This window comes from Acaryochloris sp. CCMEE 5410, assembly GCF_000238775.2.
Classification (GTDB): domain Bacteria; phylum Cyanobacteriota; class Cyanobacteriia; order Thermosynechococcales; family Thermosynechococcaceae; genus Acaryochloris.
The window spans coordinates 2574247-2598850 of the sequence record NZ_AFEJ02000001.1; the positions used below are offsets into that span (position 1 = coordinate 2574247).

The window sequence follows — 24604 nt, forward strand, 5'->3', positions numbered from 1 at the left end:
CGTGACTGCTCCTGCCACCTCCAACTTTTATCGCCTCCACCCCCGCGTTCAACAGTGGATTGCCAGCAAAAAATGGCCCTCCCTGCGAGAAATTCAGGAGTTAGCTATCCCCCCCATCCTGGCTGGGGATAAGGATGTAATTATCACTGCGGCCACGGCCCAAGGCAAAACCGAAGCCGCTTTTCTGCCCGTATTTTCGCAACTGGTCGATCAGCCTACCAAAGGCATTCAGGTGATTGGACTAGGGCCGCTTAAAGCCTTGATTAATGACCAGCATCGCCGTCTATCAGCCATTGGCGATTGCCTGGACGTGCCCGTATGTCCCTGGCATGGGGATATTAGCTCTGGCCCCAAACAACGCCTGCTCAAGCAGCCTGCTGGTGTACTGCTGATTACCCCAGAGTCGTTGGAAGCCCTGTTTGTCCTGCGAGGGCAAGAACTGGGTCGGCTGTTTGCCTCCCTCTCCTACATCGTTATTGATGAAATGCATTCCTTTATCAGCATTGAGCGGGGCCGCCAGCTCCAATCCCTGATGCAGCGAGTTGAACAGGTGGTGGAACGCCCAGTGCCTCGGATTGGCTTGAGTGCCACTTTGGGGGATATGTCTTTAGCCGCAGAATTTCTCCGCCCAGGGCAGCAAGAGCGAGTCCAACTCGTCCAGTCCTTTGCTAAAGGCGACGAACTGAAGCTACAGCTCCGAGGCTATCGGTCATCGCCCACTCCAGACCCGGAAGAGGAAGAAGATGAAACCATGCCGCCCCCAGATGCATTGGACATTGCTCAGCACCTTTTCCAATCCCTGCGCGGGGAAAAGAATCTGATTTTTATTAACAGTCGCCGCCAAGTGGAGCGGTATGCCGATATTTTGCGCAATCTCTCAGCAGAATACCGGGTGCCCAATGAGTTTATGCCTCATCATGGCAGCCTCTCCAAAGAGCTGCGGGCCGAGGCGGAAGAAGCGCTTAAGCGAGATCATCCCGTCAACGTGATTTGCACGATGACTTTAGAAATGGGGATTGATGTGGGAGCTGTTCAGTCCATTGCCCAGATTGGTCCCCCTAGTTCTGTAGCCAGTACTCGCCAACGCTTAGGACGTTCAGGCCGACGGGCAGGCGATCCAGCCATTATGCGGGTCTATGTTTCTGTGCCCCAACTGGATTCCTTCACCTCCCCAGAGCAGGCGTTATATCCCGATTTAGTGCAAGCGATCGCCATTATCAATTTGCTGCTTGAGGGCTGGTATGAACCGCCGATTGCTGGACGCCTGCATATCTCCACTCTGATTCAACAGTTGCTATCCAGCATTGCCCAACAGGGCGGCATTCGGGCCGATCAGGCTTGGCATGACTTCTGCGAGGAAGGCCCCTTCCAAGAAATGGAGCAAGGACTGTTTATCAAGCTCTTGCGATGTTTAGGGGAGCGGGATCTAATCCAGCAAAGCCAGGATGGCTTGTTACTGCTGGGCCTTAAAGGTGAACGCTTGGTCAATCACTACACGTTTTACACAGCTTTTTCCACAACCGAAGAGTACCGAATTAGCACGCCAGAGAACGTGTTGGGTACCCTACCCACTTCAATGCCCATTGCCGAGGAGATGGTGTTGTTGTTTGCGGGTCGTCGGTGGCAAGTCCAATCTGTAGATAGCGAAAAGCAAGTAGTGATGGTGGTCCCCGCCGATGGAGAAGGGCAAGCCCCCCGATTTGGGGGTAGTAGTGGTTTTGTCCATGATCGGGTCCGGCAAACCATGCGAGAGATATACCGTTCCACAGATATGCCCGTTTACCTGGATGACACGGCCAAAACCCTCTTACATGAAGCGCGCACTCAATTTCGCGATTGTGGTTTAGATCAGGAATATATTGTTGGCGAAGATGAGCAGGTCTTGCTTTTTCCTTGGCGAGGCAGCTTGGTGATGAATACCCTGCAGATGTTGCTGTTGGATAGTGGCTTGAAGGCGAGTCAAGAGGGGCTAGCGATTAAGGTCAAGGGGGTGGAACCGGATGAGCTGATGCCCTATTTGCAGTCTTTGGTGAATCTAGGTCCTGCTAACCCGCTGCGTTTAGCTGATGTAGTGCGAACGAAACGCAGTGAAAAATATGACTGGGTGTTAACAGACGAGCTATTGAACCATAACTATGTAGCTCGCTTTTTCGATCCCCAAGGTACCTGGGAAACAGTTTCAGAAATCTGTGGTGGAGGTTAGGTTAGATCAGTCGGCATCCGGTTCACCATAACCAGCAATGGTAGATATCAATCACTGGGACACTCTATTTCAGTGCATTCAGCAGCATGACCTATTGGGTTTCCAGCAACAACTGACCATCGGAATAGAGGTCAATCACCGTGACCTTGAGAGAGAAACAACTCTTTTAATCAATGCTATTGATCGTAATTGGTTAGAAGGGGTGCAGGTGTTGATTGACGCTGGAGCCGATGTCAATCAAACTGCATGCTGTGAAAGTGCTCCGATTTTGTCCGCTATTCAAGTGGGCAATATTGAGATCTTGCAAATATTGCTCGGTCATGGAGCGAACCCCAATGTAGCTTGCCTCGGGCAACCCTTAACTGAAGCGATGCGGGCAGATCGATTTGACATGGCTGGATTATTAGTCGAGGCTGGCATCAACGTCAATACTCTCAGTGAGTCTGGAAGGACATCGCTGATGGCGGCAGCCGCTATGGGAGAGCTCACCTGGGTGAAGTATCTGATTTCAGTCGGGGCAGATGCAAATATTGTGGACAGTGATGGCATTTCAGCCCTGGTGATGGCTGCCTATCCAGGACATCAAAATATTTTTGATTATCTATATGCCCTCACAGATTGCGAAGAACAACGGCAATACTCGCAATCTTTACTGCCCAGTGGTCTGTTATACCAAGAGCGACTGCGTGATACCCTGACTCAAACATTTGTTGCAGCGGCGGCCCAAGGAAATATTTCCGATCTTGTCCGTATGCTTGCGGAAGGAGCGGATATTAATAAGCTGAATGCAAGGGGTGAAAATGCATTACATGTCGCCGCCGCACGAGGACAGTTGGCAGTGGTTAATCTGCTTATCCAAGCGGGGGCAAATCTAGAGGTTTGCTCCGATTCAGAGGTCTCTCCCCTCTATCTAGCTGTCATTGGGAACCATGCCGACATCATTCAAGCTTTAATCCATGCCGGAGCAACGTTAGAGATTAATCATTTGATTGAAGCTGCATGTTTTAACAGTATTGATGCAGCCCAAATCCTAGTGGATGCTGGCTTGGATGTTAACACTCGCCATGAGAGTGGAGTCAAAGCACTTGAAATCGCAAGACAAGGTAAGTTTGCAGAAATAGTTGAGCTGCTCAGACGTGCAGGTGCTGTGGGCAGGTTTGATATTAAATTCGACGAGATACCATTCTGATGAGCAAAACTGAAGCTTCGTGGCAGACCTTGGCTCTCAACATCAATTTCAATCTGGATGGTCAGATAGGTGAGCAGCTATATCACGCGATTCACGATGATCAGGCTCATCATTTCCATAGTTTGCTCACTAAGAACAAGATAGATGTCGCTACATACGGCCCTAGCTTTTTGATGGCGTCCATATCAGCCGGGAGCCTTCACACCATTCAACTGCTGCTTCATTTAGAGCTGTCTATTAACTGGAAAGATGATCTGCAAGATGAGTATCCGCTCACCCAAGCGTGTCGTCTAGGACGGTTAGATATCGTCAAATTTCTGATTCAGGCAGGAGCAAATATTAATCTCAGCGGTTATGACTCTCCCCTTTGGGCCGCTATTCAGTCCAATAATCTTCATATCGCAGAATTGCTGATTAAGTCAGGTGCAGATATCAATCTTGAGATCGATGATTTTTATAATCTTTTGGGAATTGCTGCTGATAAGGGCTATTTAGAAGGAGTCAAACTCCTTACTGAATCTGCTATTCATCAATCGCTCAATCCTGAGTTACTGAATATGGAATTAGCATTGCGCCATGCTGCGATGAGTGGTGAAGCAGAGATTTTTGACTATCTAGTTAATCTTTGTACTCACCATATTGAATCTTTTGAGCACTCTGCCATTGATGATCTACAAGACACGTTACGGATTGGGATTAGCAGAAAAAGCAGGCGTGAAGATCCATGCATTTCTGATTGTCTCAAGGCAGTGGAAGAGAACGATATTACTCGCCTCCAAGAACTGATTGCGAGTGGAATTGATATTAATCTGTATACCGAAAAGGGTTATACATTACTCCATACGGCAATAGACAAAGGCTCGATAGGCATTGTCCATGTTCTAATTGATGCTGGCATTGATTATGAACTGCGGGATGAATACTGCTTTCAGGAAACACCACTGCTGATGGCATCTAGAGGCAATTTCCCCAACCATCCCGCGATCGTCGAAGCGTTACTGAATGCAGGCGCTGATGTTAAAGCAACTCATAAGGGCATGACGCCATTGATGATTGCGATTAACACCTACTTCAGGCAAATTATTGATGTACCGCGAGGATTGGTGTTTCCATCCTGGGAGGAACGCAGGAGTAATGCCATCAAAGTAATCAGATTGTTATTGCAATTTGGTTCAGAGGTCAACTATCAAGATCCCCAAGGCAGAACCCCCTTGATGCTGGCAGCCCCAACTGATGATTCTGTACTGATGCAACTTTTAATATTCGCTGGTGCTGATCCTAACCAGCAAGATGCAGCAGGAAAAACTTATGTGGATTATGTCCCATAGCAATTGAAAGATGAAATACAAAGAAACCTTCAACTTTTAGTGAGCAGCCGTCGTTGATACGTGTAGACCTTATCCACAAATTCATCTAAGAAGGTTTGATGGATCAACTCGCAATCTAGAACCCTAGTCCTTTCCACAGCTCGCAAAATTTCCTCACACTCCTCCACAGAAGCGCCATTATTCCAGTACAAAATTCCCCAAGGCCATTCATGCTGGCAATGCTCAAACCACTTAAGATGTTTTTCAATGAGCTGGTGCTTAATCTCCATGTCATCCGGGGCTAAAGCTCGCGCTTCCTCTAGTAGCATCCAATCTGTTTTTCTATCGATCTGTTCCCATAACTGAGGGCATGAATACAAATTTTGGATAGTTGTAAGTAAACCCTTTATACTCCACAGCTCTTGCTGTCTATAGCGATGCAGCAGTGCCGGGAAAACGATTTCTGAGTAAAGCTCATGCCGAATTTTGTGATCGTTTTCCTGTTCCCAAATCGGCAAATACTCCTGGGTCCAGACAATTTTTTCTTCCATACTCTGGAATGAATCAATAAAAGCCAGCAGAGGCTTGCGAGCCTCTTTCCTCAAACCTTGTTGTTTAAGCTGGCAATATTGCTGAAAATAGTCTGGCTGCATTGGTTGTATCAGAGCTAGCAATCGGGATTGGCGGGTGACTAGCCCAGCAACCAATTCACCATATCTTGTACCGTTAAGTGCACATCCGATGCAAAGTCCGGGACAGGCAGGGAGCGATCAGGAGCATCCATATCAAACACTTGCAAAGCTTGCTCTGAGGCGTACACAAAAATCGTTTGTTCAGTAGGATCAATCAGCCAACCGAGCTGAGTGCCCTGTTGGAGACAAAACAGAATTTTCTTAGTGGCCTGACTTTGATCCGGCGACAAAATTTCAACAACCCAATCAGGCGCAAGGGAAAACTGGTTGGCAATGGAGCCATCTTCATCTCTAGGAATTCGCTCCCAGGTGAAAATTGCAATATCTGAAACGATAGAACGTCCAGCAAAGGTACAGCGCAATTCGGGAAAAACTCGCCCTTTTTTCTGGGGCTTTAGCACCATTTCCACAGCCATCGTCAAGCCTCGCTGAATCATTCTGTGTTTCCCTTGGGGCATGGGCTTCTGAACAATATACCCGTCAAGATACTCGCTGGCAGGTTGTGTTTCTGGTAGCGCTAAGAATTCTGATAGAGAAACGGTTTGAGCAGGGGCTTGAACCATAATGGATAGCTGAAAGAGAATCGCTAAATCTCTTATATCCTACAAAACCGAGCATAGCCGTCTCGCTCCCTTCCACATTATTCAGTCTATACCTGGCCATAAAGCCTACTCCATCAATGAAGACAATAACCATAAACCTGTATAGGTCACCCCTGAATCATCGGGCTGTACCAACAAAAAATGTAGCCCTTGGCTCCCTTGCTTTCCCTGCTCAAACCCCTGGGCTGCTGAGACAATATCCGCATCATCATAAGTCACCAACACATAGCGCTCATTCAAACCGGCAGCCATAATCAACCCACTTAGCTCCGCCCGCATGGCTTGAATGGAAGCAGGCTGCTGCTTCTGTAACCATTGAGCCAACTGCATCGACCGTCGTCCTCCATTGATCAACACTCCCGGTATTCGCGTATCTGCGGCTACACCCAACTGACTCGGCAATAACATCTCCGGCACTGTCCGTAGGGGAATGGGCCGTTGCAGCAGCACGGATTCTAGCTCTGAGGCGGCTAAGGTGACAAATTGCCATTGGTCCCCCCAGAGATGTTCAGGCATGGGCTGGGGAGGCAACGGTTCTATCGCTAAGGGGTCATAGGATTGGCCTGTATACTCCGGTAGTTGAGCATAGGCTTGGGTTCTTACTTGCAAGACCCGCTTTAATCCCGGTGTTTGTCGGGTAGCCTCTACAGCAATATTGAGGGTTCTCCCAACATCTTCCAGAAACGTCAGGCTGCGGGGTCTAAAAACTTGGAATTGGGTGGGAGGTGGCCCCATCAAGGTAAATAGTTCTTGTAGCTCTGCCATTAACCACTCAGAACTAGCGTTGGGTTCAGGACAGAGCCGATGGCAGGCCATTTGGGTTTGCGGATCATAAACGGTGAGTTCCCAGAGGGGATAGTCCTCAGTATTCTTAAGAGGACGGCGATCAAAGTCCACTTGCCAGATCGTCATCGTTTTTGCCTTCTCCATCGGTCAACGGTTGCCCCCCATGAGCCCAACTCCTCTATCCTCTGATATTCAAGACATTTTTAACCGCATTGCCCCTGTTTATGATGACCTGAATCAATGGTTGAGCTTGGGCCAGCACCGCATTTGGAAAATGATGGCTGTCAAATGGGCCAATCCCAAACCGGGCGATCAGGGGTTAGACATTTGCTGTGGCAGTGGAGATTTAGCCAGACTGTTAGCGCAGAAAGTATCCCCTGGGAAAGTGACCGGAGTCGATTTTTCCTCAGAGCAACTGGCGGTTGCTGAGCAACGTAGCAAGACTCAATACCCCCATTTATCCTTGGATTGGGTGGAAGGGGATGCTCTAGAACTGCCCTTTGCCACCGGCCAGTTTGACTGCATCACTATGGGATATGGTCTCCGCAATGTCACCGATATTCCCCGATGTCTGGGCGAAATTTACCGGGTGCTGAAGCCCGGTGCCCGGGTGGCGATTCTAGATTTTCATCAACCCCAGCAGGCTTGGATTCAGCAGTTTCAAAATTGGTATTTGCAATCAGTGGTGGTACCCATAGCTCAACGCTATGGCCTCACGGATGAATATGCCTATATTACCCCTAGCCTAGAGCGCTTCCCTCCTGGACCGGAACAGGAAAGGTTAGCAAAAGACGCTGGATTGACGGATGTGACTCACTACCCGATTGCTGGAGGCTTAATGGGGGTTTTAGTGGCCATGAAACCCTGTATCCTCGATGGATAGCTAAATCATCCCAGAGCTAAGTCATGATTTAGAGATCTCACTACACCTCGATATTAGATGAAGGTTTGGACATTCATAGAGACTAGATGCTATCTTGCAGATGTACGCGTTTCAGGTACAGGTGTGCTACTTAGCAAAACAGAATCTGCAACTAATGCCCGCAAAGAATTTTTCAAAATTCTAGATGAGGTGGCCAATGATAGTTCTGTCGTCATTGTCAAACGCAAAAATGCACCTAATGTTGCCATGATTGCTGAATCCGAGTTGAGCAGCCTGGTGGAAACCGTGCACCTGTTGCGATCGCAAAACAATGCCGAACGGTTATTTTCTGCCCTTGAGAAATCCCAGAAAAGGGATCTGGATACACCCGAAGCGATCAACCCCCAACAATCTTTAGAGGAATTACGGCAATACTGTGAGCAAACGGAAGAAGCGGATACCATCACAGTCACAGCCAGCGAATAACCCACAACGGTATCCCATCTTTGAGACGGAGTTTCGAGAAGACTTGAAAGACCTAGCTCGCACCAATCCCACAGCCTATGACAAGGTTTGGAAATTAGTAGATGAATGCTTGGTCCACCCCTTTACCGGAACAGGTAAGCCAGAACCCTTAAAATACCTTGGGGCCGATATTTGGAGTCGAAGAGTCACCTTAGCCGATCGACTCGTTTATCGGGTTGGACATGCAAAAGTTGACTTTCTAACCTGTCAATACCATTACGACTAATCATTTGAGTGGAACCACAAAGTTTCGTCTTTACCGTTCCCGTAATCGAGGCATCAGTTCCGCCAGATTGCAGGGGGAATGGCGGACATCCAATTGGTCTTGAATCAGGGCATCCCAACCTGTGCGGCAAGCACCAGATGAACCGGGTAGACAAAATAAATAGGTGCCATTGGCGACCCCCGATAACGCCCGAGACTGAATTGTTGAAGTCTTAATGTCCTCGTAGGAGATCATGCGGAAGATTTCGCCAAACCCCTGAATTTCCTTATCTAGCAAGGGTTTGATGGCTTCTGGTGTGCCGTCCCGTCCAGTGACGCCTGTACCTCCCGTTGTAATGATGGCTTGTACAGATTCATCGGCTATCCAGCGAGAAACTACAGCGCGGATTTGGTAGATGTCGTCAGGAACGATGACTTTTTCAGCTAGGGTATGTCCGGTTGCTTGGATGCGATCGCACAACAGTTTCCCGGAGGTATCCGTGTCTTCTGTTCGCGTATCAGACACCGTCATCACCGCAATATTAATGGGAATAAACTGCTTTACCATCCTGATGCTCCCACTCGTTTCTATCTGACTGAACTAGAGTAGAGAAACTCCAGACATTTCTTATGTTCTGAAATCACACTTTACTCATGCTAAGGTTCCACCACAGCAATACAGCTATCTTGCAACGTTATGCGAACAATCGACTCGCTTGAGCAACAAATATGCCGAGTGATTTTAGCTAATGATGTATTGGCCTTGCAACAGCTTATTGAACAGGGCGCTGATGTGAACATTCACTACAGGGCAGCAGAGGGGCTCACTCCATTAATTCAAGCGATTAACTTGCAACGAGTTTCAATCGTCGACATGCTCTTATTGGCAGGGGCGGATGTCCATCAAAGTCAATATGAGATAACCATGCCCTTGTGGATTGCGACGGATTTAGGGAATCTAGACATCGTGAAGCTGTTGCTCAATGCAGGGGCTAATCCAAACCGTGGCGATGTTACTTCCGCTCCTCTTCATTTAGCCATTGCCAAAGACATTCCAGATATCGTTGAAGCGCTCATTCAAGCACAAGCTGATCTCAACCGGACATGTGCCTTAGGGTATACCCCTTTAATGACGGCTGCCTCCAAGGGCAATTTGATGCTCTGTAAACGTTTAGTGAAAGCAGGTGCAACTATTGACATTCATGATGATTATGGTGATACCGCTTTGACAATCGCTAAATCTTTAGGCCATCAAGATATCGTCAACTTTCTATGCAATATCTCTAAACGCCACCCTTAAAATCTATCTTCGATGGTTGGAACACAGGGTGACAAAAACGGATCAGACGTTTCAATCAAGTTTCCACGACACAGTTTCCATACCCGAAAATCATTGGTATAGTCAGCACCGCGCTTACTATCTTCATCATCACGAATGTAAAGAATGCCATATGCACCTGGGGCATTTTTAGCAATCCATACAAATAAGTCAACGATGTAATCAGCTCGATGGTTATGTTGCCCTGCAACGGAGACAGAATCACATCCGTTGCATCGCTGAAATTGGACAAGATTAGTGGGTAGAAGACCAATATACTTTTGGCTCTCTGGGAATTAGCGTGTAGCAGTCCTACATTTAGTGTGTTTCCTTTTTCATCCCTATGGAATGATCTGAGGTAGTACTTCAGAGCAATGGCGTCATGGATAACTCAATTCGCATCCCGCTCAACCTTCCTGATGTTCGAGTTCTAGAGCTAACGAAGACTGAGAGAGGGGATTGGCTCATCAAAATTGAGAGTACGCTTCAAGGAACAACCTGTCATCAATGCGGACGTGAGATTACTGACCTCCATTGTCATGATCAGCCTTTTCGGATTCGTCACCTGCCATTATTTGAAGTCCCCGTTTACTTAGAAATCCGGCCCAAGCGTTATCGATGCAGGTATTGCGATGACCATCCCACGACCACTCAACAGTTAGAATGGCACGAACCTCGCAGTCCCAATACAAAAGCATATGAGCATTGGCTTCTGCGAATCCTGATCAATTCAACGGTTTCAGATGTTGCTAGAAAACTAGGCGTTAGTGAGGATATCGTCAGTGGAACCATTGATCGTTGGATTGACGCTCAAGTTGACTGGAACGAATATTTAGACCTCAAAGTCATTGGAATTGATGAGATTTCTCTCCAACGAGGCCATCGTGATTTTGTGGTTTTGGTCACGATTCCTACGACGGATGGAGTGGACATATTGGCAGTTCTATCCGACCGTAAACAGCAGACAGTGGCCAATTTCCTTGAATCAATTCCCATCGATTTACGCCAAACCATTGAGCGCGTCTGTACGGACATGTACCAAGGATTTGTTAGTGCGGTCCGTGAACATCTCCCACAATCCAAAATTGTCATTGACCGGTTTCATGTGACCAAAGCCTATCGTAATTGTGCTGATACGGTTCGTAAACGTGAGGTCAAACGACTACGACGAGAACTCTCTAAGCAAGAGTATGACAGCATCAAAGGCGCGATGTGGCCTTTTAGAAAACGACCAGAGAATCTGAAAGAGTCAGAGCAACAACTCCTTGAGCGATTGTTTGCTTATTCTCCACAACTGAAACAGGCATATGATCTCCGAGAGAAATTCACGCAGATATTTGAGGGCAGGTACACCAAGCACGGAGCTAAATGTGCCATCCGAGCCTGGTGTAAACAAGTACTCAAAAGTGATATCAAGGAATTTGATAGTTTTCTGACTACTATCAATAATTGGATGGACGAGATGACCAACTATTTCCTGGAGGGGTGGACCAGTGGCTTTGTGGAAGGATTTAATAACCGAGTCAAGGTCTTAAAAAGGCGATGCTACGGTATTTTCGATATTGAAAGACTCTTCCAAAGAATTTCTCTTGACCTCAATGGGTATCAGACATTTGCTGTGACCTAAACACTATATCTAGCGGCTACCACGCTAATTCCCGGAGAGCCATACTTTTCCACTTTACGCCAGCATTCATCTTGCTTAATGCCGTCTGTGTCGTGGGTATGGTAGTGGATTACAGCCCAGCCATGAAACTCAAACATCGTGAATAACTCAACGAGTACTGTTCCAAGTTGACATTCCTGAAGCAAGAAGTGTTATGAACTTTTTGACTAAGTCTGTGACTCAGTAAGAATACCGCTCTGATACCTGGCCTCTAGAATGCTAGAGAATAACTGGAAGTCATGGTTTTCTTCTGGGGCGACATATGCAAGATCGCTGAAATGATCGATGTAATCTTGGAGGTAAAGACCATTTTTTCCGTAGTACTGTTCAGCGAACACATTACCTTCTTCGTTCAAGTCTTCATCTGTCAGTGTCTCATCACAATATTTAAGAAAGTACTCCGTTGCTGACAGGGTTCCTTGGATTAACCTTTCAGTATCTTCTGGTTCTTCTTCTAGGTGCATATCACCTATCCAACCTTTGATAAAACACCACTTTAAGAACAAGGCAATATGGGTTGCACCATATTCAGGAGGAGAGTCTACTGGAAACTCACCACCATAGTGCCAACTCGCATCGTCATATTTCACAAGCTGCTCCGCTGGTCACTACTCTTCTTTTGCAATCCTTTCAAAGTCTTTTCCCCACAATGTTCTACTTTTTAGACTGCAAGTCACGAATAAGAGTATTGGGAATCACCGCATCATCCCAAGATTTGGGTTTTTCTCCGACTCGAACCACCACCAACTCCTGAGACGGCATCACATAGACCCGCTGTTGCCCCCACCCATCTAGATAAAACATATCTTCCGCCAAAAAGGGCTTTGTGGCTCTTTTTTTATAGCCTGGTCCATCTTGGGTGCGCGCCTTTAGCCAAATATGGTAGCCATAGGCAGGTTCTGATCCACTAGAGACCAACATCTTCTTTATCCAGTCTGCAGGAACCACCTGTTTTTGATCCACCTTGCCATTATTGATCAAGAGTTGACCCACCCGTAGCCAATCTTGAGATCGCGCAAACAAACAGCAAAAGGGTTTTGCGTTGCCGTCCGGCCGATCTAACCATAGCTGTGCCTCTTGGGCACCCATAGGCTGCCAAAGCTTAGTAGATAGGTATTGCCCATACCCCTGGCCTGTCGCTCGCTCTAGGAGCAGACCTAAAATTTGGCTATTGGCGTTGATATAGGCAAAGTCCTGACCGGAAGGGCGCTCTGCGGGGACGCTTAAAGCCGCCGATTTAGCATCTGTCCCTAAATAGAGCTGGATAATATCCGAAAAAGGATCATCAGCAATCTCATAATCCCGAAGGCCAGACTGCATTTTCAGCAAATCTTCAATCGTGATTTTGGCCCGATCATCGTTCGCCCATTCAGGAATATATTTGGCAACCGGGTCTTGCTCTGAACCGATGCTACCGTCTGCGATCGCAATCCCAATCAGCAAAGACAACACTGTTTTGGCCATGGACATGGAATTGGTATAAGCCGCCTGATCATGCCCTCGCCAGTACTTTTCCAACACCAATTTGCCTTGATGCATCACCAGGAGCGATGAGGAACGATGGTCTTGGGCATACTGTTCAATTTTCTCCAAGGCAGCCTGAGACAACTGGGGTTGAGCTGTGGCAACCGGTTGGCTATCTCCCCCAGAAACCGTCGCCATGGGAGCGTACCACCCCACCCCTGTAATGGGATTCTCTGGATAAGTCAGCATTCGTTGGATAAAGGTCCATTGCCAAGCCACAACTCCCCCCACTCCGATCGCCATCCAAGCGAGTATCCCGGCCAGTATCTTTAGCGCTTTTTTCAATCTGGTTATCACTGATGTTCATCAGACTTATTTTAGGGGTTGAAGCAGACGACCAAGGGTATCTAGTGAACAACATAAATGCCCTGTCCATTAGGGATAAATATCGATCAGCCAAAAATCCCTACGATCCTCTCATAGAAAGTTTTTCAGCATAATGCGCTGCAGTGATTACAGTCACGTGAGCCTTGGATCAACATCACTGAATCTGAAGGGCACTCCCCAGAGAATCAAGTTAAGGACTTAAACCCTCTCAGACTTATCAACACCCTGGAGAACAGCCACCATGCCACTCAAATACCGCAATACCCCCTACACCGCTTTCATCAACGCCGAGCCCAACACACCCGAAGGGCATACCGGTAGATATCGCGGACTAACTACTACTATTCCTGCTGCTCAGCCAACTGTTACCCCTCAGCAAGAGCAGGTGATCAAATATCGAGGGGTTACTACAACCCTCCATCTTGCTTAATCTATTGCAATCTGAATCACTACCAAGGGAAAAACATCATGCAGCTGAAATATCGGAATAACCTCTACACCGCTACAACAAACCCAACCGTTGTGTCCTCTGAAGTATTGCAGGGCACCTATCGGGGATTATCCATGGCAATCAATGTGATGCGACCCGTCTCCACTGTGCAGGAGCGAGAGCCCGTACAACAGCCTCAGCAACTGATTCAATATCGAGGTACTAAAACCTGCCTAAGGTTTGCCTAAAGATGGAAGCAGCTCCTCAGTTGCAGCATGTGCTGCAACTGAGTTTGTCCTGTTTAAACGCTACGGGTCTGACGGATAACACCGCTCTCAAAACGCCAACCATGACGGATAGGTATTGCGCCTAATCGTCCATCCAGCAGCCCTTCAGTTCGTCCGGTTAAGGCGAATGTTTACCAGGAGAGATAAGCGGAACTTTTGCCACCTATTCTCTCTCATCGTAATATATTGATTAGCCCCAGCGATCAATGTCACACTCAAGTTGATCTATCCTAGATATTCTGAAAAAGAATTCTTTCATCCTCACTCATTCCCATTTATTAAATGCCTACTTCAAAATTTCTGCTGACAGCTCTAGCTGGCACTGCTTTTCTTGCCCTTGCCCCTCAAGCTGCCCAAGCCGCTCCGTCTGGAACCTGGCTCTCTCAGCCTCAAATTCGCTACCACGTATCGTCAAACACCCTGAATCAGGCGATGGCGAAAATCAAGCAGCAGAAGTATAAGGTGGTATTTCTCGACTTTCGCAATGTCTCTGATGAGGTGCAGCAACAGGTCAGTCAAGTGGCCCGTCAGCATCAGCTTAAGCCAGTAGTGTGGATTCAGTCCCCCCAGTTGCGCTCCCTCACAGTCTCCCAGCTGGTGCATGAAGCCCGCCATACCGATGGCTTGCAAGTGGATGATCACTACTTTACCCACTACTCGCAAAAAGACTTCTTCAAGCTCCGCCGGGCATACACGAAGACGATTTACTGCAGTATTCAACCGTTTCAAGCCAAGCAATTACCGTCGGGGGGCTGCAATCAAGTAGATGTGCAATGCTACACCCCCAGTAGCCTGGCAAACTGTATGAAGTTAGCCGACCGATTGAACGCAGTGACGAGCCTCTCCGCCCAGAACACCTATCAACATCGGCAAAAATTAGCAGGTCGCCGCTTTAATGTGTTTTTGTGGCCCTACAGCAACCAATTCTTCAAAACCGCCAGCCAGCCCTAATCAGCCTCGATCTCGCCAGAGAGCAATGCCACCCAGGATGCCAGCCCGATTACTGACAATTTCAACATTGTCAGGGAGTTCGATCTTGACCCGTTTAGTTTCGCCCCCTCCCATATATAGTCGGTCGTAGTTAAACAGATGTTCGAGGTTCTGGATGGCTTGGGCTAAATGACGATTCCAGGCTTTCTTGCCTTTTTTCTTCATGGCTTGACGCCCCAGCTGCTGTTCGTAGGTTTTGCCTTTGATAAAAGGGTGATGGGCAATTTCTAGGTTGGGCACGAGGTGACCATTCACAAATAATGCTGAACCAAAGCCAGTCCCCAGGGTCACGACAAGCTCTACCCCTTGACCTGAGATGGCCCCATAGCCTTGAATATCTGCATCATTGGCCACGCGCACAGGGGCATCCAAACGCGCTTCCAAATTTTTCGCTAGGTCGTAATCAATCCATTCTTTATTGAGATTCACGGCTGTTTTGATCACGCCATTTTGAACCACCCCCGGAAAGCCTACGGATACCCGGTTGAAATCTCCTTGCCCTTTGGCCAGTTCAACAATCACATCTAAAACGGCAGGGGGATTGGGATAAGCAGGGGTTTCAATGCGCTGGCGCTCGGTGATGGGTTGACCGCTTTCGTCTAAAACCATGGCTTTAATCCCACTACCGCCAATATCAACAGATAAGACTAAAAGAGATTCATCAGCAGGGGTACCCATCTGTTTTTCCTAGCTCATGTGACAACCTTCAACTCCGCTAGTCTAGACCAAAGTGTTCCTGAATTTGACATCTGCTTGTAATCTTTACCAGAGCTAGGTTTGCTCGTTACTGACTGCCAGAAGTATCTCTATTCCATTGCTCAGTCTATTCTCAGTATGGGGCAGTAGAATAGGCCGTAATTATCTTGAAATCTGAGCGATTATCATGAGCTTCTTTCAACCTCAGCGGCGTAAACTATTATCCCTCTTGGGGTTAGGGGCGGCATCGGCTGTTGGGGCTGCATTGTTGCCGCGATCGCAAAATCGTTCTGTCGCTGCCTTCGATACCCCTTCAGTCTCATCTCTGCAGGCCAAGCGGGATGATGTGAACTTAGGCCAACCCTTGCATCCCTTTCAAGGCATTTCCCAGTGGCTCAATTCTGAGCCTCTTAGCGTTGCGGATCTCAAAGGGAAAGTGGTTCTTGTCCAGTTTTGGACTTTTGGCTGCATCAATAGCCAGCGTACCCTGCCCTACGTCACCCGGTGGCACCAACAATATGCCGATCAGGGTCTACAAGTGATAGGTATTCATACCCCAGAATTTAAATATGAACATGATGCCAGCAATGTCCAAAAGGCCCTAGCGGAGTATCAAATTGCTTATCCTGTGCCCCTAGACAACAACTATCAAACCTGGAAAGCCTACCGCAATCGTTATTGGCCTCATCTATTCTTAACCAATCGAGAAGGCGTAATTACCTATCACCATATTGGTGAAGGGGCCTATCAGGAAACTGAGCAGACCATCCAAGCACTGTTAGGTTGATGAGTCTTTCCTGTTTATGACTGATTGCAACCCGTATCTAAGAGGAGGACTTGAATCCTTTATTTGACTTTTTAGATTTTCCCTTCTTCCCTTTAGATGATAATTTAGCTGCCTCTTGTAAAGGAGATTTGCGGGGCTTAGGGGGTTCCCAAATAGGTTGTGGCGACTGAGATTTTGTAGCTTTAGCAGTATTTTGATGACCAGTAGAGGGTGACTCAGTTTTTGCCAAGACTTCCTGCTTGGGAGTGCCATGGAGGAAACTAAAATCTGAGCGTTTTTGTGGCTCTTCGCTTAATGGTTCAACTTGCTTTATGCTCTTCACAAACTGCTCGGTTTCTGCCGCAAATTCTTCTGCCGAAACTTGGGCTGGTCGTTGCCAGCAATGTACAAAATTGTATTCCCACAAGGATTGCTGAAAGCCTTTGATTAAGAATCCCTTCAATGCAGTGCTTGCTTCAATTGCCTGCTGATAAGTTTTCTCTAAGATAATTCCTTTGTTCAGCAAAAACTCATACACATAAGGTATCCCCCACAAAACCGCAAATCCTTGAGCTTGTCGCTTGGATAATAGACCACCCACCAACTGGCCTACATATTTATCAATCGTTTGTTGCGAAATGGAGAAATAATTGTCAGGTTGTGTGAGTTGTTTTTTGGGTCGCTCCTGACGATTGCAACAGTCGAGCACCGTACTCCAAAGTAACTCACTGCAGACAAAACTCATTTGCTGTTGGCAATACATGTATCGACAAAACTCTAATAGTAAATGGCGGAGAACCAAATCTTGATTGGACTTAAAAGCTTTACCTAAGTCTGGGCTAACCTGTAAATCTTTGGTCAAGTGTGTTGCAACTTCTTGGCGCTTTTTAGAGGTATTCTCAAACCCAAATTTAGCCGCATCAGCGCCCATCTTAATCCAATCAATAGTTTCACCTTGCTGCAGTTGATGGTGGGCCTGTTCGAATAGATTCATAATTACGACAACGCCCAAGTCCCATTCAGCCCCACTTATTAATTGGGATGAAGTTGCAACCGCTTTGTAAGTTGTTCTGCATAAATTGACGGCTAACTCTGTGGCACCATACAGCCTTAAATTATCGAGAACTGAAATAAGTTGATCAATACTCTGAACGGGATGATCACGAAAACGAGTGAGATACCTTTGAACTTGTTCCCAATCTTGGTGGAATAGAGAATATATAATCAGTTCACCATCAAAATATTGGAACTCACGTTGGTAAGTTTCAGAATGATGTTCTTGTAAAAGAGTGGTTAACTGTATCGCGTGATCCATTAAGTTTTGGCGGATCAGCATATCGAATACATCGAGAACACTCGCAATTAGATCAATCTCTTCGGCATAGTCAGGAGGAATAGGTTCTGAAATCGCATCTACCAACAATTCATATTGTTGTTTAGGAGAAGCCGTTACAAACTGGTCATACCACTGGTCAAAATCAGTTAAAAGCAGTGACATAGGACTAATTCGATGATGAGTGAATATACAAAGATCCTACATTGCTTCAACGCTTAGATGGTCAGCAACTCCTATTAAATTGCAGACGTTCTTCCCATTAAACCTTTACACTTTCAGCGCTCTTGGCAATTGCATAACTTTCTTGGGCCATTAAGCGCAAAAACTCATCCCATAAGAATCTTGTAAGTTTTCCTGGACACTGGGGAAGTCGATATCCATTGATACGGTTCACAGGCATCATAAGCCGCACAGAAGAACTCAGAAAAGCCTCTTCTGCCGACCATAAATCTTCTGGCTTAAGAATCACTTCCTCACAGGGAATGCCATGGGTTTGTAGTATTCGCCACAGGAAATGACGAGTAATGCCCTTCAGAATCCCCACATCTGCAGGTGGGGTTTGCACCACGCCTCCCCGAACAATCCAGAGGTTACTCGTTGTGGCTTCAGTAATTTCGCCCTGCTGATTGAGCATCAGCGCATCTTCAGCGCCCTGCTGCTGGGCTTCCAGTAACGCCAAAATATTGTTGAGATAATTCCCTGTTTTAGCAGCTGGAGACAGAGCTTGGCGATCATTGCGGAGCCGCTCACTAATCACCAGATGTATCCCTTTCTCGGACAAGATGGGCTCTGGCGAGATTTCTGAAGCGACAATCAGTAAGCTGGGCTGCAATCCAGGACTAGGCTGAAGGCTAATTTTAGTTTCAGTCCCCCGACTGACCACAATACGGATATAAGACTCCTGCCACGGCGCTTGTTGGAGCGTGCGTTCTACTTCAGCTTGAATATGCGGATCACTCCACGGCACCTCCATATATAGATATTCTGCAGACTGACGGAGGCGATCTAGATGCTCTTGCAATCCAAAGTGGCGACCCTGAAACGTTCGCACCACTTCATAAATGCTGTCTCCATACAAGAAACCGCGATCTAAAACGGACACCGTTGCAGATGCAGCTATCACACCATTGAGATTTGTCAGTAGACTCATGGCCCGCTAATCCAAAGTACTACAGACAATCTACCCGAACAGACCCCTATCCCTAACCTGGGTAAAGAATCCTGAGATCAATTCATATTTATTTACCCGTAAGGATTGGACTCCACCTCTTGCTTCATCCGTTCTAGGGTGCGATTCATATTGTCAAACATCTGCTGAGGCGTCATACCAAACTGCCCAAGCTGAGTTTGGAGCTGCTCGACCGTCATCCGGGCCATAAAATCATCGGACAGCTCAAAGCGCTTCATAAACACGCGATAGCGGTCCATCATTTCTTCCATGCGCTCGATATAGAGCACTTTGCCATCCCGGTCAAACTTGCCGTAGCTGCCCCCTAACTGCATGAGAGATTGATAATCCTCAAACAGTTGCTTTGCCTCCTGCTGCACAATATCAGAATCAAAAAATCCCATGATTAAATGTGATGTCCTTAGAAAAGTAATGGGTAGCGGTATATGTACTAATGTTACCGCTTTCTCCTCAATGCACCTAGGGAAGAGCATTAGGGGAAACCGTAATCTTCTCCTTGGGGATAGGCTATTTTATCCCTGGTTGAGATTAGTGAGCCACTCGGGCCGCAGGACAATACCCAGCTATCTCGAAAGGGACGGTCTTGGAAAATTTCTTCGCAAGCTGTTTCACACGTTCAGGCCTTTGAACCTCAACATGTAAGTGAGGACCGGAACTCCAGCCCGAATTACCGCTAAAGCCAATTAATTGTTGGGCATTCACCCACTGTCCAACTTTTAGATTTACTTTTCGATTAAATTTCTTTTGCAGATGGATATAGGCGGAGCGATAGCCACCATCATGCTCTAGCCACACATAGTTAAAACGAGAAGATTTGGACTGACTACCGCCATTATCAGGATAGTAATCTCGGATGGCAATCACTTTACCTGAACGCATCGCATAGACTGGAGTGCCGATATTTACTGCTAAATCATAGGCATATTCCATTCGGCCTCGATGGGTTTGGCCCCTTATACCCTGACTCAGATGTCCTTGTCCTTTTAAGGGATGGCAAAATCCCCGTAAGGGAGACGTTACGGTTGCATAGGCTTGCAAGGGTACTTGATATCGATTACGACTCAACGGCTGCGGTGACCGTGCCCCACCCACTGCCTTAGGGGAAGCTCCTGCACTAACAGAATCAGGTGTGATAATCGTCGAAGTCGATCGGTGGTAAGGAATCGGTTGACTATAGACGAGACGGGGCAGATCAGAGACGAACGCACTCACGGAAAGCAATACAGCCGTCACGACATTACGCCACCGCTGTTCATTGAGGACCTGTTGCAGCTGCTGGTGGCTGATTAATCCTTGTTGAATGAGGATTTCACCGAGCTTTAGGTGAGTATGTCGCTGTTCTGCTAATGCCTGAGATAACTCAGCGGGACTGATTAATCCCTTCTGAACCAGTAGTTCACCAAGCCAAACCTTCTTTTTCCGTTTGCGCTGAGTTAAGAGCATGGGCAAATCCTTTCAAACTGTATGTTCCCTGAGCTCTCATGCTGAGTGGTCAGCCCTGCCAAGACCAGCAATACAACGCTCCATAGTTTGTGATTACTGGCTGGTTCGACCCTGAGAGCCCATCATCAATCTCTCGCCCATAGGTTGCCCACTCGCTTCATGGGAAGGAACTTTCAGCTACTAGAGAATAAAAATCAACCCTTATTTCATACCAAAGGGTATCAGAGATAACCATTCACTCATCGCTGGGGTTATCCCCCAAAGATCATCACGGCAAGAGCAATACCCCCGAGTCCCACCATTAATCCTGCAGGCATGACTTTACGAGTTTTTAGCCACCGAACTAAAAAAACAACGATTAAAAGCGCCGTCACCACCATTGCCAGGGTCAATCCCCAAGCATTTCCTTTCAATGCCGCCAAGGCTCCTGACAACAGCAACATACCCGAGAAACAGCCTGAAATCAACGAAATCTGACTCCGACTCTTGACATACCCCATAATTCCGCCCAGCAGAGTAAAAAGACCATAGATAAATGCGGCAAGAATGCTAGAAGTCATGATGATTCTCAAGTAGGGGGGCTTGCAACTACTGTCCCATAGTGTGTTCTTAATCGGTATTCCCCCTAGTCGGGAGTTCTATCTCAGGGATAGACTAACAGTATGCGATCGCAACCCTGCCACCATGACTGATCAATCTAGCTCCCATGCGACCTCTTACGAAATTGTTTGCTTAGAGCACCAAGGCAGCTACTTGTACGCCGAAGTGATCCAAACCATCGAAACTCGGCAACGATCTTGGGTGCGACCCCTATTTTTACAACTGACCACCCAGAGTTCAGAACCAGCTTACCCAGCTCAGGGCCTCTTTTCCTTTCGTCTCCAGAACTGTGCAGATTTAGTGTGGCCTTCTCAGTTCTTTCGGCCTGCCATGGACGATGAAGTCCTCCCCTTTCTGCTACAAATGCATACGGAAAAACCTCAGGATCAAGAAGATCCTAAGGTCGTATCAGAGCGCGATCGCAAAGCTCACCAAGCCCTGCGTCAGATGATTCAGCAGGTATGGCAAGCTTTTCCTGATGCGTTTGCTAGCGAGTGAAAGAACTGAGTAGGTAAAACCCTAAGCTTTCTTCAGCTTCTTTTGGATAGACTTAACGCGGGATTTGTTGGCCCCTAAATCTGACTTGCCCAAACGAGATGCAGACCGGACTTGAATCACTTTGGCTCGGTTATCCAGGTAAAATTCCACATCATCCACAAACCCCATCAAACCGCTGGTGAATTCGGCATAAATGTAGTTACGGGTTTCCTGAATAATTTCGGCATTCCCGGTGTCAGCCAAGATGGTTTTGAGCTTAGCAAAGGCATCTTTGGGAGCACCTTCAAAGGTGAGGGGGTCTATCTGATGCCCCGGATCGGGATCTTGGCTACACACACAGTTCGGTGTGTTAGGACAAGGCGTGAGTTGATTCTTCTTGAGACCTAAGGAGGTGGGCCGTTGCCCAGAAAGTGAAAGCAGGGGCATGATGACGAGAACAATAGAGTTACCGCTTGTATTGTAAAGAATTATTTAGTTTTGTGTAGGTCAACCATCTCACATATAGGCTCAAGCCCTTGAACCCAAAGGCTTTCAAGGAGACACAAAAGAGAGAATTATTCCCCAGATAGATGCACAATCACTTCCCGATTTGAACCATGCTGACGATGTTCCCATACATAGATGCCCTGCCAAATCCCTGTGGCTAAACGACCTTGGCGAATCGGAATATATTCCGAAGTGTGGGTCAAAGCTGTACGAATGTGCGCTGGCATATCATCCGGGCCTTCAGTGCTGTGACGATAGTGGGGGCCCTCTGGCACAATTCGTGCTAAAAACGTTTCTAAATCCCGCAAAACATCTGGATCAGCGTTTTCTTGAATCACCAAGCTAGCTGACGTATGGCGAAGAAACAAGGTACAAAGTCCCATGGACATCCCAGACTCAGCAACCACAGCCTGCACTTGCCGGGTAATGTTATGGAAAGATTTTCCTTGGGTTGGAACTTTGAGAAGATGCTGGAAGTGGGTCATAGCGATTCGTAATTAGACCACCCAGATACTACCTCAATGGTCTTCTCTGATTCATCTCCATGCAAGACCCAAGATGATAGTCATTTATTAGATTTTGCCTGCACTAGAGAGGGAAACATTTGGAGCTTACAATAAATGGGCAACCTTCCCTAATTGAAAATCTCCCTGGCGAGAGCAAGGATTTCACTGAAATTATGACAGCGGAACGCCGTTACCAAAGCCGATTATTTAATCTCATTCTCCAGCAATCCCGAGAGTTGACTGAGCAATGGCAACGGAATTTGCGCCAGGCTAAAGTCACTAGCCTCTGGGGTATGCAGATGGGGTTATACCCTATCTATTTACTCTTTCAAGTGTCCCGATTCACCCAACAGGCCCTCCGTCAGGGAGATGTGCAAGGCCAGCGATTGTTAAAAGCTGTGGCAGATCCGAGTCAAGATAGCCTGGTGAGCCATGCCGATGGTCCCATTCGCAATGTATTAGCTGCGATTCAGATTGATACTCTCGAACCTGAGCAGGGTGAAGACGCCGAAGATGATGCATGGGCTGAAGAGCCGCAATTCTCCGTCCAGATTGACGGACTCTCTCACCGACGTCCTACGATTCGAGTCCGGTACCAGAAGTGGATCCAACGGTGGGCGGAACGAAACCCTCTCCATAACAAAGCAACGCGTTGGTTGGGCATTACCTCAGAACCAGCGGTCAAAATTCAGGGAATCGCCTGTGATTTGCAATCCACCCATGTCTCCCTGGTGACCCCCGACAATGAGGCTATCGATGTTCTGACCCCGGCTCAGCAACGGGAATTGCACAAGCTGATGGTATGGGAGTTGGCCCATTATCGGCGACAAGAGCGACTCAGCAAAAATCTGCAGCACCTGGCGCAAACCAACTTCCGGCAGTTGCCGATACCAAAAACGCGATCGCAAATGCTACCTCCTGTGAGAGCCTTCCGAAAGGCCATGACCTGGATGCAAACAGGACCTATGGCTGCAAAAGTTAATTTATTTCAGGAAGCCTTGGCCTTACCCGGAGATGGCGCCTCCTACCCGTTACCATTGGCTTTACCCCAAGGGTTAGCTGCGACCTTAGATCAACTGACGCCGAAACTCACTCAAGATGCCATTGAGATGTTAGATGGTGCGATCGCATCGTGGGAGACCGCCTCGTGGGAAGTCATGGGTCCTACCGCCACAGACCTATCAGACTATGTCGTTCAACATTGGAAACAACAGCAAGCCCAGCTTCAGCCTAGCCTTAGCATTCTCAGTCAAGACCCCACGTTAGGCGGACAGCCCCCTGAAAATCCAGTTCGGTATGCTGCAATCTGGATTCCCAGCACCTTGCGTTCAGCCATGTCAGCCCTCCTGGGACTCCCTCAACCCACCCGTCAGCCCACAACTCAGACTCAACAGACTGCACCACCCCACGGCCAAACGTTCTCAAGACTATCTTGGGCTGACCTCTATGGTGGCGAAAAGATTTCTACGGCAACAACAACAACCTCGACCAGAACAACAACGCCAGGCCCTGGGGTTTCTATCTTGGCAACTGAAGTATCTCCAGGGTTAGAAACGACCGCCTCTCCAGCCACAGCCTATGCCCAAGATGGCTCCATTGAAATTGAGGTAGATGCCGTGATGGTGGGCTACGAAAAACACCCTCTAGAACGGATTCTAGCTGGGTTAGATCGCATCACGGCCTGGCTTGAAAGTGCCTTGGAGTGGGCATGGAAGCGACTTCAGCCTGTAATCCAGTCTTATCTCCAAAAAGTTTTGACTCGATTAGATGGCAAGAATTCGATATGATAATAAAGATTAAGTTTTAATTGCTGTCTATTCTACCGGTAAAATAGGTTCCTATGGCAATCCTCAAATTCGTTACCTACGCTTGGATTATCTTCGTTATTTCTCTGTTCTTCTTTGGTTTCATTTCGAGTGACACCACTCGCAACCCCAAAGCTTAAGTCAGTTATTCCAAGCCACTTTTGGCTCTTTTATAAGATTATCTTTTGTGTGATGTCGGTGGGTGAGTTTTCTTACCCACTGTTTTTTGTATCCATCTCAGCTAAAAATTGAGTTTGACTCCAGGACAAGCATTTAAGTTATATCGAATGTCTTGGGCATCCATCGTTGCTTTATTCCTTGATGGACATAATTAAAATTCATAGTTTAAGTGCCTTCTACACCCGAT

32 protein-coding genes are annotated in these 24604 nt (G+C 47.4%); 16 read left to right on the top strand and 16 right to left on the bottom strand.

The genetic code is table 11. The features are described 5' to 3' along the window. Window position 1 precedes the first annotated feature (1 nt). From ON05_RS11640 to ON05_RS11650, 3 genes are read left to right on the top strand one after another with little or no spacing between them, the layout of a single operon-like run. Complete coding sequence (locus tag ON05_RS11640) at window positions 2-2203, top strand: DEAD/DEAH box helicase (protein WP_010472238.1); 2202 nt, start codon at window positions 2-4, stop codon at window positions 2201-2203. 37 nt (window positions 2204-2240) lie between these two features. Continuing rightward, window positions 2241-3392: an ankyrin repeat domain-containing protein gene (locus tag ON05_RS11645; protein ID WP_010472240.1), complete on the top strand. Its 1152-nt coding sequence runs from the start codon at window positions 2241-2243 to the stop codon at window positions 3390-3392. Then, window positions 3392-4720 carry an ankyrin repeat domain-containing protein gene (locus ON05_RS11650; RefSeq protein ID WP_010472241.1) on the top strand — a complete coding sequence of 443 codons (1329 nt, stop codon included), beginning with the start codon at window positions 3392-3394 and terminating at the stop codon, window positions 4718-4720. The genes ON05_RS11645 and ON05_RS11650 overlap by 1 nt, the downstream gene beginning before the upstream one ends. Before the next feature lie 29 nt (window positions 4721-4749). Here ON05_RS11650 and ON05_RS11655 read toward each other — a convergent pair whose 3' ends face one another. From ON05_RS11655 to ON05_RS11665, 3 genes are all read right to left on the bottom strand, one after another. Beyond that, complete coding sequence (locus ON05_RS11655) at window positions 4750-5406, bottom strand: hypothetical protein (protein WP_010472244.1); 657 nt, start codon at window positions 5404-5406, stop codon at window positions 4750-4752. Further along, window positions 5391-5954, bottom strand: coding sequence for a Uma2 family endonuclease (locus ON05_RS11660; RefSeq protein ID WP_010472246.1), 564 nt, complete (start codon window positions 5952-5954; stop codon window positions 5391-5393). Before ON05_RS11660 ends, ON05_RS11655 begins: the two co-directional genes overlap by 16 nt. Window positions 5955-6059: 105 nt before the next feature. Continuing rightward, window positions 6060-6905 (bottom strand): Tab2/Atab2 family RNA-binding protein, encoded by an 846-nt coding sequence (locus tag ON05_RS11665; RefSeq protein WP_010472248.1) that lies wholly within the window; start codon window positions 6903-6905, stop codon window positions 6060-6062. Between the two features lie 37 nt (window positions 6906-6942). Here ON05_RS11665 and ubiE point away from each other — a divergent pair, with 37 nt between their 5' ends. The 3 genes from ubiE to ON05_RS11680 all read left to right on the top strand — a co-directional run bounded on the left by ubiE (window position 6943) and on the right by ON05_RS11680 (window position 8392). Beyond that, window positions 6943-7662, top strand: coding sequence for a bifunctional demethylmenaquinone methyltransferase/2-methoxy-6-polyprenyl-1,4-benzoquinol methylase UbiE (gene ubiE / locus ON05_RS11670; protein WP_010472250.1), 720 nt, complete (start codon window positions 6943-6945; stop codon window positions 7660-7662). A gap of 123 nt (window positions 7663-7785) precedes the next feature. Further along, complete coding sequence (locus ON05_RS11675; protein WP_010472252.1) at window positions 7786-8127, top strand: type II toxin-antitoxin system Phd/YefM family antitoxin; 342 nt, start codon at window positions 7786-7788, stop codon at window positions 8125-8127. Next, a complete protein-coding gene (locus ON05_RS11680) occupies window positions 8078-8392 on the top strand; it encodes a Txe/YoeB family addiction module toxin (protein WP_029315131.1) in 315 nt (104 codons plus the stop codon). Before ON05_RS11675 ends, ON05_RS11680 begins: the two co-directional genes overlap by 50 nt. A 30-nt stretch (window positions 8393-8422) precedes the next feature. On the opposite strand, the gene moaB is transcribed toward ON05_RS11680, so the two are convergent. After that, entirely contained in the window at window positions 8423-8938 is a 516-nt protein-coding gene (moaB, locus tag ON05_RS11685; RefSeq protein WP_010472256.1) for a molybdenum cofactor biosynthesis protein B, read from the bottom strand. Window positions 8939-9067: 129 nt separating this feature from the next. Here moaB and ON05_RS11690 point away from each other — a divergent pair, with 129 nt between their 5' ends. Next, the gene (locus tag ON05_RS11690) at window positions 9068-9670 is read left to right on the top strand and encodes an ankyrin repeat domain-containing protein (protein ID WP_010472258.1); all 603 of its coding nucleotides are present in this window, start codon (window positions 9068-9070) and stop codon (window positions 9668-9670) included. On the opposite strand, the gene ON05_RS38495 is transcribed toward ON05_RS11690, so the two are convergent. Then, entirely contained in the window at window positions 9667-9963 is a 297-nt protein-coding gene (locus tag ON05_RS38495; RefSeq protein WP_071826350.1) for an Imm7 family immunity protein, read from the bottom strand. The genes ON05_RS11690 and ON05_RS38495 overlap by 4 nt on opposite strands. Before the next feature lie 107 nt (window positions 9964-10070). Here ON05_RS38495 and ON05_RS11695 point away from each other — a divergent pair, with 107 nt between their 5' ends. Then, a complete protein-coding gene (locus tag ON05_RS11695) occupies window positions 10071-11315 on the top strand; it encodes an ISL3 family transposase (RefSeq protein WP_262561614.1) in 1245 nt (414 codons plus the stop codon). On the opposite strand, the gene ON05_RS11700 is transcribed toward ON05_RS11695, so the two are convergent. The 3 genes from ON05_RS11700 to ON05_RS11710 all read right to left on the bottom strand — a co-directional run bounded on the left by ON05_RS11700 (window position 11312) and on the right by ON05_RS11710 (window position 13163). Continuing rightward, window positions 11312-11452 (bottom strand): hypothetical protein, encoded by a 141-nt coding sequence (locus ON05_RS11700; RefSeq protein ID WP_010475877.1) that lies wholly within the window; start codon window positions 11450-11452, stop codon window positions 11312-11314. The two genes, ON05_RS11695 and ON05_RS11700, sit on opposite strands and share 4 nt — an antisense overlap. A 69-nt stretch (window positions 11453-11521) precedes the next feature. After that, entirely contained in the window at window positions 11522-11944 is a 423-nt protein-coding gene (locus ON05_RS11705) for a hypothetical protein (RefSeq protein WP_010475875.1), read from the bottom strand. Between the two features lie 64 nt (window positions 11945-12008). Further along, window positions 12009-13163 (bottom strand): serine hydrolase, encoded by a 1155-nt coding sequence (locus ON05_RS11710; RefSeq protein ID WP_236619019.1) that lies wholly within the window; start codon window positions 13161-13163, stop codon window positions 12009-12011. A 283-nt stretch (window positions 13164-13446) separates the two neighbouring features. Here ON05_RS11710 and ON05_RS11715 point away from each other — a divergent pair, with 283 nt between their 5' ends. From ON05_RS11715 to ON05_RS11730, 4 genes are all read left to right on the top strand, one after another. Further along, window positions 13447-13635, top strand: a complete 189-nt coding sequence (locus ON05_RS11715) for a DUF4278 domain-containing protein (protein ID WP_010475872.1) — start codon at window positions 13447-13449, stop codon at window positions 13633-13635. 38 nt (window positions 13636-13673) lie between these two features. Then, the gene (locus ON05_RS11720) at window positions 13674-13883 is read left to right on the top strand and encodes a DUF4278 domain-containing protein (protein WP_010475871.1); all 210 of its coding nucleotides are present in this window, start codon (window positions 13674-13676) and stop codon (window positions 13881-13883) included. 2 nt (window positions 13884-13885) lie between these two features. Next, window positions 13886-14008, top strand: a complete 123-nt coding sequence (locus tag ON05_RS11725; RefSeq protein WP_255345099.1) for a hypothetical protein — start codon at window positions 13886-13888, stop codon at window positions 14006-14008. Between the two features lie 196 nt (window positions 14009-14204). Beyond that, window positions 14205-14873, top strand: coding sequence for a hypothetical protein (locus ON05_RS11730; protein ID WP_010475870.1), 669 nt, complete (start codon window positions 14205-14207; stop codon window positions 14871-14873). On the opposite strand, the gene ON05_RS11735 is transcribed toward ON05_RS11730, so the two are convergent. After that, the gene (locus tag ON05_RS11735; protein WP_010475868.1) at window positions 14874-15590 is read right to left on the bottom strand and encodes an ROK family protein; all 717 of its coding nucleotides are present in this window, start codon (window positions 15588-15590) and stop codon (window positions 14874-14876) included. Between the two features lie 205 nt (window positions 15591-15795). On the opposite strand from ON05_RS11735, the gene ON05_RS11740 reads away from it, so the two are divergent. Continuing rightward, on the top strand, window positions 15796-16395 hold the full coding sequence (locus ON05_RS11740) for a thioredoxin family protein (protein WP_010475866.1): 600 nt from the start codon (window positions 15796-15798) through the stop codon (window positions 16393-16395). Between the two features lie 37 nt (window positions 16396-16432). Here the strand turns inward: ON05_RS11740 and ON05_RS11745 are convergent, their stop codons facing one another. From ON05_RS11745 to ON05_RS11765, 5 genes are all read right to left on the bottom strand, one after another. Beyond that, window positions 16433-17872 (bottom strand): hypothetical protein, encoded by a 1440-nt coding sequence (locus ON05_RS11745; protein WP_010475864.1) that lies wholly within the window; start codon window positions 17870-17872, stop codon window positions 16433-16435. 97 nt (window positions 17873-17969) lie between these two features. Further along, window positions 17970-18860 (bottom strand): aminotransferase class IV, encoded by an 891-nt coding sequence (locus ON05_RS11750; protein WP_010475862.1) that lies wholly within the window; start codon window positions 18858-18860, stop codon window positions 17970-17972. A gap of 92 nt (window positions 18861-18952) precedes the next feature. Then, on the bottom strand, window positions 18953-19282 hold the full coding sequence (locus ON05_RS11755) for a DUF1825 family protein (protein WP_010475860.1): 330 nt from the start codon (window positions 19280-19282) through the stop codon (window positions 18953-18955). 145 nt (window positions 19283-19427) lie between these two features. Next, a complete protein-coding gene (locus ON05_RS11760; RefSeq protein WP_010475858.1) occupies window positions 19428-20342 on the bottom strand; it encodes a M23 family metallopeptidase in 915 nt (304 codons plus the stop codon). A gap of 251 nt (window positions 20343-20593) precedes the next feature. Then, window positions 20594-20902: a TMEM14 family protein gene (locus ON05_RS11765; protein ID WP_010475856.1), complete on the bottom strand. Its 309-nt coding sequence runs from the start codon at window positions 20900-20902 to the stop codon at window positions 20594-20596. Between the two features lie 22 nt (window positions 20903-20924). Between ON05_RS11765 and ON05_RS11770 the strand changes: the two genes are divergently transcribed. Next, complete coding sequence (locus ON05_RS11770) at window positions 20925-21440, top strand: hypothetical protein (RefSeq protein ID WP_261891161.1); 516 nt, start codon at window positions 20925-20927, stop codon at window positions 21438-21440. A gap of 21 nt (window positions 21441-21461) precedes the next feature. Here the strand turns inward: ON05_RS11770 and ON05_RS11775 are convergent, their stop codons facing one another. Next, window positions 21462-21866 carry a DUF1499 domain-containing protein gene (locus ON05_RS11775; protein ID WP_010475852.1) on the bottom strand — a complete coding sequence of 135 codons (405 nt, stop codon included), beginning with the start codon at window positions 21864-21866 and terminating at the stop codon, window positions 21462-21464. A 128-nt stretch (window positions 21867-21994) separates the two neighbouring features. After that, window positions 21995-22411 carry a secondary thiamine-phosphate synthase enzyme YjbQ gene (locus ON05_RS11780; RefSeq protein ID WP_010475850.1) on the bottom strand — a complete coding sequence of 139 codons (417 nt, stop codon included), beginning with the start codon at window positions 22409-22411 and terminating at the stop codon, window positions 21995-21997. 194 nt (window positions 22412-22605) lie between these two features. On the opposite strand from ON05_RS11780, the gene ON05_RS11785 reads away from it, so the two are divergent. Together ON05_RS11785 and ON05_RS11790 are read left to right on the top strand one after the other, a co-directional pair. Continuing rightward, window positions 22606-24219, top strand: a complete 1614-nt coding sequence (locus tag ON05_RS11785) for a hypothetical protein (protein WP_139025898.1) — start codon at window positions 22606-22608, stop codon at window positions 24217-24219. Window positions 24220-24272: 53 nt separating this feature from the next. Continuing rightward, the gene (locus tag ON05_RS11790) at window positions 24273-24377 is read left to right on the top strand and encodes a photosystem II reaction center protein I (RefSeq protein ID WP_010475848.1); all 105 of its coding nucleotides are present in this window, start codon (window positions 24273-24275) and stop codon (window positions 24375-24377) included. Window positions 24378-24604 lie beyond the last annotated feature (227 nt).